5 protein-coding genes and 1 pseudogene are annotated in these 16,688 nt (G+C 40.4%); 5 read left to right on the forward strand and 1 reads right to left on the reverse strand.

Translation table 11 applies throughout. From position 1 onward, the window contains the following. Window positions 1-51: 51 nt before the first annotated feature. Window positions 52-469, reverse strand: a pseudogene (locus tag BRLA_RS04630) (bleomycin resistance protein). A 416-nt stretch (window positions 470-885) separates the two neighbouring features. Between BRLA_RS04630 and treP the strand changes: the two are divergent. From treP to BRLA_RS04655, 5 genes are all read left to right on the forward strand, one after another. Continuing rightward, window positions 886-2,328 carry a PTS system trehalose-specific EIIBC component gene (treP, locus tag BRLA_RS04635; protein WP_003335209.1) on the forward strand — a complete coding sequence of 481 codons (1,443 nt, stop codon included), beginning with the start codon at window positions 886-888 and terminating at the stop codon, window positions 2,326-2,328. A gap of 75 nt (window positions 2,329-2,403) precedes the next feature. Further along, entirely contained in the window at window positions 2,404-4,083 is a 1,680-nt protein-coding gene (treC, locus tag BRLA_RS04640) for an alpha,alpha-phosphotrehalase (RefSeq protein ID WP_003335208.1), read from the forward strand. 175 nt (window positions 4,084-4,258) lie between these two features. Next, window positions 4,259-6,457, forward strand: coding sequence for a DNA topoisomerase III (locus BRLA_RS04645; RefSeq protein ID WP_003335207.1), 2,199 nt, complete (start codon window positions 4,259-4,261; stop codon window positions 6,455-6,457). Between the two features lie 686 nt (window positions 6,458-7,143). After that, window positions 7,144-9,069 (forward strand): non-ribosomal peptide synthetase, encoded by a 1,926-nt coding sequence (locus tag BRLA_RS04650; protein WP_003335206.1) that lies wholly within the window; start codon window positions 7,144-7,146, stop codon window positions 9,067-9,069. A gap of 2 nt (window positions 9,070-9,071) precedes the next feature. Further along, window positions 9,072-16,664, forward strand: coding sequence for a non-ribosomal peptide synthetase (locus BRLA_RS04655; protein WP_003335205.1), 7,593 nt, complete (start codon window positions 9,072-9,074; stop codon window positions 16,662-16,664). Window positions 16,665-16,688: the final 24 nt, after the last annotated feature.

Below are 16,688 nucleotides of genomic sequence, written 5' to 3' on the forward strand. Positions count from 1 at the left end.
GTAGGAACAATTCATGCCTCTATTGGGCAGCCCTGTTATATAAAACATAGGCTATGACTTCCTTTGCTTATTGATGTTTAAGGGTTCAAACAACGTAATGAGGTTATTGTCCGGGTCTAGTACGCTGAAATCACGATCACCCCCACAGCTGCTCTTTTAACTAACCATTGGAATGCAGGATATCCAGCGGTTGAATACGCTGATAAAGCTCATCAATATTTTCCACTCTGATTCGGCAGCTGGCTGTACCTGCAAAAAACGATTCTGCACCCGAAACAATCAGCGAGAGATCATTTCGATTACGCCAGCTCTCATCACTGGCTATCCAAAGCTGAATCTCAACATGATGATATTTCATAATAATGAATCCTCCTTCGTGATAAATGACGGTAAAACCAAGTTTATCACGATAAAAATCCTCGCTTTTTCTCATATCTGTTATAGGCAATGTTGGAATGCCTTCCCTCATTCATAGGAGTAAATTTCCTATTCATATGCTGCATATGGCTTCTTTTCGAACAATCCCGATTGTAAGATTTATAGATTTCGCGAATTTACATCGTTAATTCTATTTTTTTAAAAATAAAAAAGAGAACGCTTTAGTATCACTTTCAAAGCAGTATCAGTCAGTAGATATCATGAGATTTTTAGTGCCTAATTCAGGTAGTTGGTTTTTTAGCGGGTTAAAGCGGAGCAGGGTGTTTTTGAGTCTGCATGCTAGATGTAGTGTTGACTTGATAATGCAGGGATGGGCATTTCCGCTCGGTACTTTAGAATAATTTGTCTAGTATAACTTGTATAAACAAGTGTTTACAAACTTGTCTATACAAGTTATACTAAGATCAACAAATAAGGATGAAAGCGATTCCAAGGGGAGGTACATCTATGAGTGTTAGCAAAAAGTCCGTGGAGGAGATCGTTGAAGCGCTAGGCGGTAAAGAAAATATTGTAACCGCTTCACATTGTGTAACGCGCTTACGCCTTGCTTTGCTGGATGAGGAGAAGGTCCAGAAGGAAGAGCTAGATAATAATGATCTAGTAAAAGGCTCCTTTTCAGCGAATGGACAGTTTCAGGTTGTAATTGGTCCTGGTCTTGTTGAAAAGGCTTATGCTCATTTATTAGAGCTTACTAGTTTAGAAACGGCTTCCAAGCAGGAGCTAAAGGATGCTACGGAAAAAAAATTAAATCCGCTACAACGAGCAATTAAAACCTTAGCTGATATTTTCATCCCAATTCTACCCGCAATTGTGACCGCTGGTTTGCTAATGGGGATAAATAATGTTTTGACAGGGAAAGGGATATTTTTCCCAGACCAATCACTTATTCAGGTATATGGTCAATGGAAGGACCTAGCAGATATCATTAATCTTATTGCCAATACGTCCTTCGTGTTCTTGCCTGCCTTAATCGGTTGGTCTGCTGCTAAACGCTTTGGCGGCAGTGAGCTTCTTGGGATGGTGCTTGGGCTAATGCTGATCCACCCTGATTTATTAAATGCTTGGGGATATGGAGATGCAGTTGCAAAAGGTACAGTGCCATACTGGAATTTATTTGGCTTAAGTGTTGAAAAAATTGGGTATCAAGGTCAAGTGTTACCTGTTCTGGTTTCAGCGTTTTGTTTAGCGAAGATAGAACAATTCATGAATAAGCGTGTACCAGACGCTTTCAAGCTATTATTAGTAGCTCCAGTAACATTGTTAGTGACAGGTTTCTTATCATTTATCGTGATTGGGCCATTAACCTTCTCAGTCGGAACTGTTATTACGGATGCCTTTGTAAGTATTTTTGATAATTTTGCAGCGGTTGGCGGTTTCATTTATGGTGGTTTCTATGCCTTGCTGGTTGTAACTGGTATGCATCATACCTTCCTAGCAGTAGATTTACAATTGATCGCAAGTGTAGGCGGAACCTTCTTATGGCCGATTTTAGTGCTTTCTAATATTGCTCAGGGCTCTGCTTCATTAGCTACGATGTTTTTGATTCGCGATGAAAAAGGCAAGGGCTTATCACTTACATCAGCGATTTCTGCTTTCTTAGGAATTACAGAACCAGCTATGTTCGGGGTAAATCTACGGATGCGTTATCCATTTATCGCCGCGATGATTGGATCTGCACTCGGTGCTATATTTATTACAATAAATAAGGTGAAAGCCGCTTCGATTGGTGTGGGTGGTTTACCGGGCTTCTTGTCCATCTTCCCACAAAATTGGTTACCGTTCTTTGTCGGAATGGCAATCGCTTTAGTTATACCTTTTGTCCTTACTATTATCTTTGGCAAAATGCGTAGCAAAAAGGCAGAAGGGCAAGAGACAAAGTCTGTAGCATAACAACTAACATTTATGACGCGTAAGTCATGCACATACAACTAGATTAAGTCTTTACAAAAAATGGTGGTGTAAGCAATGCAGAAAACATGGTGGAAGAAAGCAGTCGTGTATCAGATTTATCCGAAAAGCTTTCTTGATACAACAGGAAACGGTATCGGAGATTTGGCAGGAATCACTCGCCAATTAGATTATTTACAGAAATTAGGTGTGGATGTAATCTGGTTAACTCCTATTTATGCGTCCCCACAAAAAGATAATGGCTACGATATCAGTGATTACTATACGATCAATCCGGAGTACGGAACTATGGAGTCCTTTGAGGATTTGTTGCATGAGGCTCATCAGCGCAATATAAAGCTGATTATGGATATCGTTGTGAACCATACATCAATTGAGCATGAATGGTTTAAACAAGCAAGGTCTTCCAAAGATAATCCGTATCGCGACTATTACATTTGGAAAGATGGTGTGGATGGCAATCCACCTACGAACTGGCAGTCTAAATTTGGTGGAAACGCTTGGGAATGGGATGAGCAAACCGGGCAATATTACTTGCATTTGTACGATGTGACGCAAGCTGATTTGAACTGGGAGAACCCGAGGTTACGACGCGAAATTTATGATATGATGCATTTTTGGCTGAAAAAAGGCGTGGATGGTTTCCGCTTAGATGTTATTAATGTAATTTCCAAGGATCAGAGCTTCCAAAACGATACGCTACAAAGCCCAATGGAGGATGGACGACGTTTTTATACGGATGGTCCGCGCATCCATGAATATTTAAAAGAAATGAATGAGCAGGTGTTTTCTCATTATCCTCAGATCTTAACTGTAGGAGAGATGTCGTCTACAACGATTGATAATTGTATTCGCTATACCAATCCAGACGAAAAAGAGCTCAGCATGGTCTTTAATTTTCATCATTTGAAGGTCGACTATCCGAGCGGACAAAAGTGGGCTGCAGGTGAGTTGGATTTTGGAAAACTAAAGAGCATTCTCAATGAATGGCAGGTTGGAATGCAAGCAGGTGAAGGCTGGAATGCTTTGTTCTGGTGCAATCACGATCAACCGCGTGTAGTTACTCGCTTTGGAGACGATCAGAAGTATCATAAGGAATCTGCGAAAATGCTGGGTACGGCTCTTCATTTTATGCAAGGTACTCCCTATATTTATCAGGGGGAAGAGTTTGGTATGACTGATCCTGGTTTTTCTCGTATTGAGGAATACCGTGATGTAGAAACGATTAATGCCTACCATTTGCTTCAGGAGACAGGCATCTCTGAGCAGGAGATTATGAAGGCGATCAAACAAAAATCCAGAGATAATTCACGTACACCAATGCAATGGATGGACGCTCCTAACGGCGGATTCACGGCAGGTACTCCTTGGATTCATGTAGCTAATAATTATCCATCTATCAATGCGCAGCGAGCGCAAGAAGATCAGGATTCCATCTGGTATCACTATCAAAAATTGATCCAGTTACGCAAAAAGCATGATGTTATTGCATACGGTGATTTTACAATGCTGTATCCAGAGCATCCTCAGATTTATGCCTATGTACGCCAATATGGTGCTGAGTCGCTAGTTGTAGTTAATAATTTTTACGCGGAGCCAACAGAATTTGTACTGCCGAAGGAAATAGCTCAAAAAGCACATATGGAGGTTATTCTGACCAACTATCCTGATGTGCCGGCAACATTGGACAAATTTACATTGCGTCCATATGAATCGCTTGCTATTGTAATAAAATAACAGCTTAGAAAAACAGAATGCCCACCTCCCAGCTTCGGATCGGGAAATTGGCATTTTGTTTTTTTGTTTCTATTTGTACTCATAGCCATACAGCGGTATCATAAGAAGGAGAGTGGTTGACATAATAAGATCGTCATGTTCAACCGATAGAATCCGGTTTTGAGAGGATGACAACATGGGTAAAAAGATTGTTTTAGCAGAGAAACCCTCAGTGGGTAAAGATATTGCCAGAGTCTTGAAATGTACCAAACAGGGAAATGGGTACCTTGAAGGCGACAAATATGTAGTAACCTGGGCATTTGGCCATCTGGTTACGTTGGCTGATCCTGAAGCCTATGGAGAGACATATAAAGCTTGGAAGCTGGAGGATTTACCGCTGTTGCCGTCTCGCCTGCAATTAACTGTCATCAGACAGAGCTCCAAGCAATATCAGATTGTAAAAAAATTATTAGCGCGTCAGGATATTTCAGAAGTGATTATTGCTACTGATGCTGGTCGTGAAGGTGAGCTGGTGGCGCGATGGATTTTAGAAAAGGCACATGTGAAAAAGCCTATTAAACGACTATGGATTTCCTCTGTGACTGATAAAGCAATCAGTGATGGCTTCAGAAAGCTGCGAGATGGCAAGGAATACGAGAATCTCTATGCTTCTGCTGTAGCTCGCGCTGAAGCTGACTGGTTTGTCGGGATCAATGCCACTCGTGCTCTTACAACGAAGCATAATGCCCAGCTCTCCTGCGGACGTGTACAAACTCCTACAGTGGCAATGATTGCCAAACGTGAGGAGGAGATTCAAAGGTTCGTTCCTCGCCCCTATTATGGTGTTCAAGCGATTACAGGTAATGGATTAAAGCTTACGTGGCAGGATCAGCAAACCAAAGATATGAAGACGTTTACCAAGGAGAAGGCTGAGAAAATTGTCGAAAGCAGTAAAAACAAGCAAGCTGAAATTATTGACATCAAGAAGGCTGACAAGAAAAGCTTCGCCCCAGCTTTATATGATCTAACTGAGCTACAACGTGATGCGAATAAGCGTTTTGGTTTTTCGGCAAAGGAAACCCTCTCCATTATGCAAGGGCTATACGAAACACATAAGGTACTCACATACCCGCGGACAGATTCTCGCTATTTGACATCAGATATTGTCGAAACATTACCTGATCGATTGAGAGCGATTTCTGTTAAGCCATACACTCCGTTTGCAGCTAAGCTGTTAAAGCAACCGATTCGAGCTGGTAAACATGTAGTGGATAATAGCAAGGTATCTGATCACCATGCGATTATTCCAACTGAGCAATCTGTGCTGTTAAATAAGCTTAGCGATAGGGAACGTAAAATTTATGACCTGGTGGTTAAACGCTTTCTGGCTGTGCTATATCCGCCTTTTGAATATGAACAAATTAGTATTCGTGCCCGAATTGGCAACGAGGAATTTCTAGCAAAAGGGAAGACGATAACGCATCAGGGCTGGAAGGAAATTTATGATAATCACTTTGATGAAGAGGATCAAGGAGATGGATTAAAAGAACAGCTTTTACCAACGCTTGTACAAGGTGAGCAACTATCTGTACAAACCGTTTCTTTTACAAAAGGGGAAACAAAACCTCCAGAGCCATTTACGGAGGCTACACTCCTTTCAGCTATGGAGAATCCTGTCCGTTATATGGGACAGGTTGATAAGCAGCTAGCCAAAACATTAGGTGAGACAGGTGGATTAGGAACTGTTGCTACTCGCGCCGATATTATTGAAAAATTATTTAATAGCTTCCTCATTGAAAAGCGCGGCAAGCATATTCATATTACTTCTAAAGGAAAGCAATTACTTGAGCTTGTACCAGAAGGACTTCGCTCACCGGCTCTTACTGCTGAATGGGAAGTGAAGCTTGGAGCGATCTCGAAAGGAAGCCTGGCTAAAAACAGCTTCATACAGGAAATGAAGAAGTATGCAGAGCAAATCGTTCAACAGATCAAATTTAGTGAGCAAAAATTTCGTCATGACAATCTGACTCGCTCCAAATGCCCGGATTGTGGAAAGCTGATGCTTGAGGTAAATGGGAAAAAAGGAAAAATGTTAGTTTGTCAGGATCGTGAGTGCGGTCACCGTAAGGCCGTGTCCAAGGTTACAAATGCCAGATGCCCACAATGTCGAAAGAAGATGGAGATGCGTGGGGAAGGAGAAGGAAAGATATTCGTATGCAAATGCGGACATCGTGAAAAACTGTCGACGTTTAACGATAGACGTAGCAAGGAGAAACAGACAAATGTTTCGAAACGAGATGTAGCACAGTATATGAAAAATCAGCAACGAGATCAAGAAAGCTTAGGTAATCCAGCCTTGATGGAGGCATTAAAGAATTTTAAGCTAGATCAGTAGTCGTTTTATATAGAAAAGATAGGCTCGAAAATAAGGCGCCCGCTCTCTTTATTAGCTAAGAGAAAGGGCGTCTATTTTAGCTTCTCTTTTCTATATGGAAAAAGGAATTAACAAAATCTGAAGAAAATTTCAGAATTTATTATTTTTATGTTAAGAGATTTTGAAAGAAGTGCATCTATTTACTTTATCCATAAATGAAAGCAAAAATGAGATTGTTATATTCCATAAAATGTAAATGTTTTTATATCTTGGAAAACATAGAGTCGAGAACGCTGTTCACTATACAAGAAGACTATAGATACGAGCTTTTACGGCTATTTTTACGATTTGATAACGCCTTCTTTTTTTAGTCTAATAAAAAACAGTAACGAATCGAAAAAATAACAATAATTTGATTGGTAAATAACATTGTTACTAATTAACAGAAAACAAAATCATTATTTTTACATAATAAAAACATAATAATAAAATGTGATAGAAAAATATTGAAGAAAATGTCCATTATTGGTAGTATTGAAAAATAAACCTGTAATTTTATGTATTATAATGCAATTATTTGTCGCATATTTACTAGCATAAATGTTAGCGATGATGTGAGCAAATCGTTACCTGTTAGAAGGAAGATCAGATACATATGATTCAAAATTTTTCGTTTTTTTATTTTAAAAGACAAAGAGGTGGTCCTGATGGATTTATCTACATTAAATTTTTTGGGTGAAACAGAAAAGCATAAGTTATTGAATCAATTCAATGATACGGACGCTAATTTTCCTCAGGAGATGACCATTCATGGGCTGTTTGAAAAGCAAGTCCAAGAAAGACCGAATCAAACTGCGGTAATTTTTAATGAACAAAGTATGACGTATAAAGAAATGAATGAACGAGCCAATCAAGTAGCACATAGCTTACGGAAGCATGGAGTTGCTCCAGATGAGATCGTTGGAATTCTAGCAGATCGTAACATGGACATGCTTATTTCCATTCTCGGCGTATTAAAGGCTGGAGCTGCTTATATGCCTATTGATCCTACATACCCTACAGAACGTATTCTTTATATGATCCATGATAGCCAGACCAAAATTGTCTTAGCTGAACATAGAGAGATGGTTCCGGAAGGCTGTAATGCAGAGCTGATCCTCTTGCACGATAGCTCCCTTTTAAACGAAGAGACATCTGATCTAGAGCATGTAAATAAGCCTGAAGATTTGGCCTATATTATCTATACATCAGGTTCTACTGGTAAACCAAAAGGGGTTATGATTGAACATCGAAATGTCATTCGCTTGCTATTTAATGACAGAAACTTATTTGATTTTACTAGTGATGATGTCTGGACCGTTTTCCATTCGTTCTGTTTTGACTTCTCTGTTTGGGAGATGTATGGGGCTTTACTGTATGGAGGAAAAATCGTTCTCGTCTCTTTTGAGATAGCTAGAGATCCTCAGGCCTTCCGAGATTTACTTCAGGAGCAAAAGGTTACGATTTTAAATCAAACCCCTACAGCTTTTTATCAGCTCTCGTCTGAAGAGATGCAGCACTCAGACAGCAATCTATCGATTCGTAAAATCATTTTTGGTGGAGAAGCGTTGACGCCATCACAGTTGAAGGCATGGAAACAAAAATATCCAAATACAGCCTTGATTAATATGTACGGTATTACAGAAACAACTGTTCATGTGACTTATAAGGAGTTTCAATTACATGATATGGACAGCACAGTTAGCAATATCGGAAAGCCTATCCCAACGCTTAGAACCTATGTTTTAGATTCCAAGAGAAACCTAGCTCCAATTGGAGTGAAAGGTGAACTGTATGTGAGCGGCAAGGGAGTAGCCCGCGGTTATTTAAACAAACCTGAATTGACGGAAGAACGGTTTATGGATAACCCGTTTGTCTCTGAAGAAAGAATGTATCGCACAGGAGACCTAGCTAGATGGCTACCTGAAGGAGAGCTAGAATACTTAGGAAGGATTGACCATCAGGTAAAAATCAGAGGCTATCGCATTGAACTCGGAGAAATAGAAGCCGAGCTATTGAAGCAAAAAGGGATTAAAGAAGCAGTAGTTTTAGTTACAAATGATAAAGATGCACAACCACAATTACATGCCTATTTAACATCTACGGAAGATTTGGCAGCAGGAGATCTTCGTAATCAACTTACTACAACATTACCCTCTTATATGATTCCGGCTCATTTCATTTTTGTGTCGCAAATGCCTGTTACGCCAAATGGAAAAATTGATAAAGAATCACTTCGTAAAATAGAACCATCACTTCAAGAAAGCCCTACAGAAGCTTATGTAGCTCCACAAACACCTACAGAAAAGCAATTAGTCCACATATGGGAAGAAAATATTGGAATGCAACCGATCAGCATAGACGATAATTATTTTGCTCTAGGTGGTGATTCCATCAAAGCGATTAAGCTATTGCATGCTATAAATAAAGAGTTTCAGATTAGTTTCCAAATTGGAGATTTGTATAAGCATGGAACCATTAGAGAAATGGGACAGCAAATCGGTGAACAAGGCAAGCAGTCTAGCAATCAAAAACTGTTGAAACTTCAGGAATTGGACCGTTTAAAAGAGAAAATTTTGGGAAGTGAGAAATAGTCATGTCGGATAAGCTAAGCAACGCTAAAGACCTATTTCCAATGAGCGATATACAGCTAGGGATGGTCTACCATTCGTTAAAACATGTACACGAAGCTGTATACCATGATCAATTTGTTTATCAAGTAGATGATGATTCATTTGATGTTCATGTACTAGAGCAAGCGATGAGAATGATGGTTGATAAGCACGACATCTTAAAAACCAGCTTTCATATTGAGGAATTTTCCACTCCAGTTCAAGTAGTGCACCAGGAGGTTTCTGTTCGAATTGATGAGACAGACATTACGCATCTGGGAGAAAAACAAAAAGAGTATATCCATCAGTATTTGGCACAGGATCGTCAATCCCCTTTTGATGTAACAACTGCTCCTCTATGGAGAATGAGCGTTTTTAAACTGAATGCAAGCCAAGTTGCTTTAGTCTGGATCTTTCATCATGCTATTTTGGATGGATGGAGTGTTGCATCTTTTATTACGGAATTAATTGATGTTTATTTCAAATTAAAGCACAAAACTTGCACTTTGGAGCATTTGAACACGACCTATAAGGATTATGTGATTGATCAGATGCTATTATCTGAGCAAAATGAGCTGCGTGAATATTGGAAAGAAGAATTAAAAGATTACAAACGGCTACAGCTCCCAGTAAAAGTGGATGAAAATGGCGGTGTTCACGTTACCGTTGTTGAGAAGCTAGACCCTGACATTATAAATAAATGCAGAGAAATTGCACAAGCTCATCACATTCCATTAAAGACCGTATGCCTAACAGCCTTTCTTTCTATGATGCATATGATTTCATATGAGAGAGACCTGACTGTGGGATTGATTGAGAACAACCGACCAATTATAGAAGATGCTGAAAAGGTGTTGGGATGTTTTCTTAACTCAGTTCCATTCCGCGCCATTATACAGAAAGATATGAGCTACAGAGAGCTATTAGAGCAGACACAGCAAAAGCTTGTTGAGATTAAAACATATGGAAGACTTTCCTTTGCTAAGATTATTGAAGTAATTGGCGATACGGGAAGCGAACGTAATCCAGTTTTTGACTGTCTTTTTAACTTTGTCGACTTCCATGTATTTAAAGGGATAAAGGATCATAAAGTAAAGTTTTGGTTAGATGGATATGAAAAAACAAACACCATGTTTGACTTTTCTGTTTCGACCACAATGGATGACTATTTTGTTCGGGTTGTATCTGCACTGCCAGAAGAAGATACGATAAAACTAATTAACTATTATCAACGAATTTTAGAAAAGATTGCTCTTCACATAGATGAAAAAATAGATAAACAAGCCAATCTTGATGAAAAGGAAAGCCACTTGCTGCTAGAGGAATGGAATCAAACGTCAGTTGATTATCCAGACAAGCAAACATTGCATAAACGGTTTGAGGAGCAAGTAGCCAAAAATGAAGAACAGGTAGCGCTGGAATATGAGGATAAGCAGCTTACCTATAGGGAATTGAACGCTAAAGCCAATCAATTGGCACGTGTTTTACAGAAGCATAATACGCTGCCAACTCAGGTAGTTGGTCTAATGGCAGAGCGTTCACTAGAGATGATAATAGGCATTCTTGGGATATTAAAAGCCGGCGGAGCCTATATGCCTATTGACCCTACGTATCCTGCGGAGCGTATCCAATATATGCTCGAAGATAGTCGATCCTATCTTTTACTTGTACAAAAAACGGAAATGATTCCAGCCAATTATCAGGGAGAAGTACTTATCCTCACAGAGGAACTTTGGGCAGATGAGAATACAGAGAACCTAGAATTAGTCAATCAGCCACAGGATGTTGCCAATATCATGTATACATCTGGGACTACAGGAAAGCCAAAAGGTATCCTGATCACTCATCGAAACATTATGACTACCATAATCAACAATGGCTATCTTGATATTTTTTCAACAGATCGAATATTGCAAATGTCTAATTATGCTTTTGATGGTTCTACCTTTGATATATACAGTGCTTTGCTAAACGGAGCTACCCTCGTGCTAGTTCCCAAGCAAACACTCATGAATACGACCGATCTGTTAGCAATCATCAAAGATAGCAATATCACGGTAGCTTTAATGACAACCTCTCTATTCAATACGTTGGTTGATCTTGATGTAACCAGCTTCCAACATACACGTAAGGTTTTATTTGGCGGGGAAAAGGCTTCATGTAAGCATGTAGAAAAAGCATTGGATTATTTGGGTGAAGGGCGCCTAGTAAATGGATATGGTCCGACAGAAACAACGGTGTTCGCTACTACCTATACAGTCGATAACACGATTAAAAAGCTGGGAAGTGTCCCGATCGGACGTCCTTTGAGCAACACTTCGGTATATATTTTTGGATTAGATGATCAATTACAACCACTTGGAGTACCAGGGGAGTTATGTGTAGCAGGAGAATGCATTTCGCCTGGATATCTGAATCGTCCCGACTTAACGGCAGACAAATTTATTGATAATCCACTTAAACCAGGTGAGAGAATGTACCGTACAGGTGACCTGGTTCGTTGGCTGCCTGAAGGTGTCATGGAATACATGGGGCGGATTGATGAACAAGTCAAGATTCGTGGACATCGTATCGAGCTAGGGGAGATTGAGGCAAAGCTGCTTGAGCATCCTTCGATTCGAGAAACAGTGCTGGTGGCTAAACAGGATGCAAATGGCCATTCTTTTTTAGGTGCGTATCTTGTTACAGACAACTTCTGCCCTGTAACGGAATTACGGAATTATCTGATGGAAACCTTGCCAGAATATATGGTTCCTTCTTATTTTATCGAGCTGGATAGCCTACCGCTTACTTCAAATGGAAAGGTAGACAAGCGAGCATTGCCTGAACCGGAATCTCAGGCTTTACACGCATATACCATCCCGGAGAATGAGATGGAAGAAAAATTGGTTCAGCTATTCCAGGAAGTGATGGATGTAGAGCGTGTTGGTACCCAAGATAGCTTTTATGAATTAGGCGGTCATTCCTTAAAAGCAATGCTTTTGGTTTCACGAATTCATAAGGATTTTGGAATAAAGATACCGTTGAAGGAAGTATTCAGTCGTCCGACCGTGAAGGAATTGGCTGCCTATCTGACTGGGTCAGAAGAAGCAAACTATATTGAAATTGAAGCAGCAGAAGAGAAACCATACTATCCAGTTACTGCCGCCCAAAAACGGATGTATATCGCCCAGCAATGGGAGGATGGGGAAGCCACTAGCAGTTATCACATGCCGTTTATGATGGAAATCACAGGGCCTCTTCAAGTAGAAAAGCTACAACAAACAGTAAAGAGTCTTGTCGCAAGGCACGAGTCGTTGCGGACATCATTTCACATGATCAATGAAGTATTGATGCAAAAGATACATGCAGATGTATTGTGGGATTTAGATATTGATCTAGAGTCAGTTGTCGCTTCAGAGCAAGAAATTGATGAAAAAATGTTCCAATTCCTCCGCAAATTTGATTTGAGTCAAGCTCCTCTCTTTAGAGCTAAGCTGATTCGTGTCAATGCTAGTCGGCATGTATTGTTATTAGATATGCATCATATTATTTCGGATGGATTTTCATACCAGATATTTTTTGATGAGCTTACCAAGCTGTATCAGGGCGAGGAACTGCCATCTCTCAAAATACAATATAAGGATTATGCCGTTTGGCAGCATTCGGAAGAACAACAGAAGCGTTTGCAACAGCAAGAGGATTATTGGTTAGGTCAATTCCAAGGGGAAATTCCTGTTCTGGAATTGCCTACGGATTACCAGCGCCCGGTTGATAAACAGTTTGCTGGAGCATTATTCACACACGGGTTATCTGCTGGTCTAACAGAGAAGCTGAGAAAATTAGCGATTAAGGAAAAAACGACGTTATACACCGTACTGCTGACGGTCTATAGCATTCTATTGACCAAATATACAAGTCAAGAGGACCTCATTGTAGGTACACCGATTGCTGGACGTCCACACGCAGATTTAGACAGAGTATTTGGGATGTTTGTAAACACGCTGGCTATCAGAACAGCTCCAAAAGTAGAGCATTCCTTCTTAACGTATCTCTCAGAGGTCAAAGAAACAGTGCTAGGTGCTTATCAAAATCCAGATTATCCATTTGAGGAGCTGGTTGAAAAAACGCTAGTTCAGCGCGATGTAAGCCGTAATCCTTTATTCGATGTAATGTTCTCCGTAGAGAAATTACCATCTGCTGTACAGTTCGATGATTTACGTTTCTGCCCACGCTTATTTGATTGGAGGAAGGCAAAATTTGACTTGGATTGGACAGTGGTGGAAGGTGAATCATTGGAGGTTTTGGTTGAATATAGCACGAGCTTGTTCGATCGGGCGACCATTGAGCGCATGGCTAAGCATTTTGAGCATATTTTGGAGCAAATCCTTGATCAGCCAGACCTGTCTATTTCTGAGATTGAACTGCTGACCGAGGCAGAAAAACAACAAATTTTGATTGAGTTTAATCAATCGGATAAATCCTTTGACAGCGAAAAAACGATTCAGGAGCAATTTGAAGAATGGGCAGAAAAAGCCCCGCACAGCATTGCCTTAGTCTTTAAAGACAAGCAAATGACCTATCAGGAATTAAATCAACGTGCTAACCAAGTTGCGCATTTATTACGTGGCAATGGGATTTCCGCAAATGATTTTATCGGTTTAATGGTGGATCGATCGTTTGAGATGATCATTAGTATGCTAGGTATTTTGAAGGCGGGTGGAGCCTACCTACCTATTGATCCTGATTATCCTGAGGACCGTATCGATTACATGTTATCTGACAGCAAAGCGAAGATTCTCTTAAAGCAAAGTGACCAAACTGCACCAGCTTCCTTTGAAGGTAAAGTCATCGCTATTGATACTCCAGAGTTGCTAGAGATGGATATAGAAAATATTCCTAAGGCGAATAACTCATCCGACTTGGCTTATATCATTTATACATCTGGATCAACCGGAAAACCAAAAGGAGTATTGATTAATCATCGATGCGTGATCAATATGCAGCTTACAGCTGAAACCTTTGGTATCTATCCTTCGAGTCGTATTCTACAGTTTGCATCCTTTAGTTTTGATTCATCTGTGGGCGAGATTTTTTATACATTATTAAACGGAGCATGCCTGTATTTGGTAGAAAAGGATTTGCTTTTATCCGGTAATGAATTCGTGGCATGGCTAAAGAAAAATCGGATTAGCTCGATTCCATTTATTTCACCGTCGGCTCTGCGGATGCTTCCTTATGAGGATTTACCTGATCTCGCATATATAAGTACGGGTGGGGAGACATTGCCGGCTGACCTTGTTAAAGCGTGGGGAGAAAATCGTGTCTTCCTAAATGCATATGGCCCGACGGAAACAACTGTAGATGCCACTGTCGGTGTATGTACACCAGAAGGGAAACCGCATATCGGAAGACCCGTTACGAATAAAAAGGTGTATGTAGTAAATAGCAATAATCAATTACAGCCGATTGGTGTTCCTGGCGAGCTTTGCATTGGCGGGGAAGGGGTTGCACTTGGCTATCTAAACAGACCTGATCTAACCCAAGAAAAATTCGTTTCCAATCCGTTTGCCCCGGGTGAAAGAATGTACCGCTCCGGAGACTTAGTCAGATGGCTACCTGATGGAACAATTGAGTACTTCGGAAGATTAGACGATCAAGTAAAAATTAGAGGACACCGTATTGAACTAGGAGAGATTGAAACAAGGCTACTAGAGCATCCAGCCATTAAAGAAGCCATTGTCATTCCACGTTCTGATGAGTCAGAGGCTACATATTTATGCAGCTATTTGATTGCAGAAGGATCATGGAATGCGGCTGACCTACGTAAGTATTTGAAGGCTTCTTTACCGGAATATATGATACCTTCGTATTTTGTGGAGCTGCACGAGCTACCGCTAACACCTAATGGAAAAGTTAATAAAAAAGCATTACCAAAACCAGAAAAGCAAATGCAGAGAGGGCAGGATTATGTAGCCCCTACTAACCCTATCCAATCCATTTTATCTCAGATTTGGACTGACGTGCTTGGTGTTGAAAATATAGGAATTCATGACAATTTCTTTGAATTAGGTGGAGATTCAATTAAAGCCATCCAAATTTCAGCTCGACTTAATAAGCATAATCTCAAGGTTAAAATGCGGGAATTGTTTAAGAACCCAACGATTGCTGAGCTAAGTCTACTTGTACAACAGATCGTTCAGGAGATCGATCAAGGAGTAGTAGAAGGAAATATTCCGCTTACACCGATCCAGCATTGGTTCTTTACCCAATCATTCCCGCAGGTCAACCATTACAATCAATCGGTTCTCCTCTTTAATGCGGAGGGCTGGGATGAGCAGAAAGTAGACAAAGCTTTTGAGATGCTAACCCAGCACCATGATGCACTGCGAATCGTATATAGCCTCGACGAGCAAGAGGTTGTACAGCGTAACCGGGGATTGGAAGGCTCGAACTATCATTTCGAAATCATTGATGCAAGACAAGATGGAGAAGATCAGTCGAACTGGAAAGCAGCGGCGAATCGGATGCAGGCAAGTATGGATATCGTAGAAGGACCTTTAGTGCAGATCGGATTGTTCCGTGCTAATGAAGGAGCTTATTTGTTAATTGCCATTCATCACTTAGTGGTAGATGGGGTGTCTTGGCGTATCCTACTAGAAGACTTCTATCATTTATATAACGGAAACGACTCTCTGCCATTAAAAACGACCTCGTTCCAAGCATGGTCTCAAAAGCTCCAAGAGTACGCCCAAAGCAAGGAGCTAGAACATGAGCTTTCCTATTGGCGCCATTTAGATGAAGCTATCACGGACTATACCTTACACAAAGATATAGAAGCCGTAACCTCAAATAAGACAACCTATGAGGAATTTTTAACTGTATCGATGTCTTTATCAACTGAGGAAACCCAACAGCTAGTTACAGAGGCTCATAAGGCGTACCAGACGGAAATAAATGATCTGCTGCTCACGGCACTGGCTTTAGCTTTGAAGGAATGGACGAATAAAGAGCAGTTGCTAGTTAGTATGGAGGGGCATGGACGTGAAGAAATTCTAGATAACGTAGATATCTCCCGTACAGTTGGGTGGTTTACATCAGAGTATCCGGTTGCTATTCATCTGACGAAAACAGACATTTCGTTTGCCATTAAACAAGTAAAGGAAACGTTGCGTCGTGTACCTAACAAAGGGTTTGGCTATGGGATTCTTAAATATTTGGCAAAAGAGACGTTCAAGCTTAAGCCAGAAATCAGTTTTAACTACCTAGGCCAATTTACAGATAAGGAAGAGGGGAACTCCTCTTTAATGGGTGATCTGATTAGCCCGGCAAATACCAGTGAGCTGTCCCTAGATATCAATGGAAGTATAGAAGCTGACAGACTGCAAATGCACTTTAGTTATAACTCTCGTGCGTACTATCCAGAGACAATCGCAACCCTTGTTCAAAACTTCAAATCCTACTTGCTTGAGATTATCAAGCATTGCCGGACGAAAGAAGGAGTAGAGCATACACCAAGCGACTTTGATATCAATGATCTCACCATGGAAGAACTAGATGATATTTTTGATGACCTGGAAGAAGAGGTATACAAATAACTAGGCAAAAATATGGAGTGATTT

This window comes from Brevibacillus laterosporus LMG 15441 (assembly GCF_000219535.2).
GTDB classification, from domain to species: Bacteria; Bacillota; Bacilli; order Brevibacillales; family Brevibacillaceae; genus Brevibacillus_B; species Brevibacillus_B halotolerans.

What these genes read in the sequence shown, in the direction of transcription:
- BRLA_RS04655 (WP_003335205.1), top strand. Translation starts at nt 9,072, where the DNA reads ATGTCGGATAAGCTAAGCAACGCTAAAGACCTATTTCCAATGAGCGAT.
- treP (WP_003335209.1), top strand. Translation starts at nt 886, where the DNA reads ATGAGTGTTAGCAAAAAGTCCGTGGAGGAGATCGTTGAAGCGCTAGGC.
- BRLA_RS04650 (WP_003335206.1), top strand. Translation starts at nt 7,144, where the DNA reads ATGGATTTATCTACATTAAATTTTTTGGGTGAAACAGAAAAGCATAAG.
- treC (WP_003335208.1), top strand. Translation starts at nt 2,404, where the DNA reads ATGCAGAAAACATGGTGGAAGAAAGCAGTCGTGTATCAGATTTATCCG.
- BRLA_RS04645 (WP_003335207.1), top strand. Translation starts at nt 4,259, where the DNA reads ATGGGTAAAAAGATTGTTTTAGCAGAGAAACCCTCAGTGGGTAAAGAT.